1 rRNA gene is annotated in these 1045 nt (G+C 50.7%); it reads left to right on the forward strand.

What is annotated here, in order from left to right:
- Nucleotides 1-1045: ribosomal RNA gene (locus QLG12_RS07165) — 23S ribosomal RNA — on the forward strand; the annotation flags it as partial.

A 1045-nucleotide genomic window follows, 5' to 3' on the forward strand; every position in this document is an offset into this window, starting at 1 on the left:
TTGTTCTGTGACTGCGTACCTTTTGTATAATGGGTCAGCGACTTATTTTCAGTGGCGAGCTTAACCGAATAGGGGAGGCGTAGCGAAAGCGAGTCTTAATAGGGCGTCTAGTCGCTGGGAATAGACCCGAAACCGGGCGATCTATCCATGGGCAGGTTGAAGGTTAGGTAACACTGACTGGAGGACCGAACCGACTACCGTTGAAAAGTTAGCGGATGACCTGTGGATCGGAGTGAAAGGCTAATCAAGCTCGGAGATAGCTGGTTCTCCTCGAAAGCTATTTAGGTAGCGCCTCATGTATCACTGTAGGGGGTAGAGCACTGTTTCGGCTAGGGGGTCATCCCGACTTACCAAACCGATGCAAACTCCGAATACCTACAAGTGCCGAGCATGGGAGACACACGGCGGGTGCTAACGTCCGTCGTGAAAAGGGAAACAACCCAGACCGTCAGCTAAGGTCCCAAAGTTATGGTTAAGTGGGAAACGATGTGGGAAGGCTTAGACAGCTAGGAGGTTGGCTTAGAAGCAGCCACCCTTTAAAGAAAGCGTAATAGCTCACTAGTCGAGTCGGCCTGCGCGGAAGATGTAACGGGGCTCAAACCATACACCGAAGCTACGGGTATCACGTAAGTGATGCGGTAGAGGAGCGTTCTGTAAGCCTGTGAAGGTGAGTTGAGAAGCTTGCTGGAGGTATCAGAAGTGCGAATGCTGACATGAGTAACGACAATGGGTGTGAAAAACACCCACGCCGAAAGACCAAGGTTTCCTGCGCAACGTTAATCGACGCAGGGTTAGTCGGTCCCTAAGGCGAGGCTGAAAAGCGTAGTCGATGGAAAACAGGTTAATATTCCTGTACTTCTGGTTATTGCGATGGAGGGACGGAGAAGGCTAGGCCAGCTTGGCGTTGGTTGTCCAAGTTTAAGGTGGTAGGCTGAAATCTTAGGTAAATCCGGGGTTTCAAGGCCGAGAGCTGATGACGAGTTGCCTTTAGGCGACGAAGTGGTTGATGCCATGCTTCCAAGAAAAGCTTCTAAGCTTCAGATAA

Source organism: Pseudomonas sp. V88_4, assembly GCF_029967985.1.
GTDB lineage: Bacteria > Pseudomonadota > Gammaproteobacteria > Pseudomonadales > Pseudomonadaceae > Aquipseudomonas > Aquipseudomonas glycinae.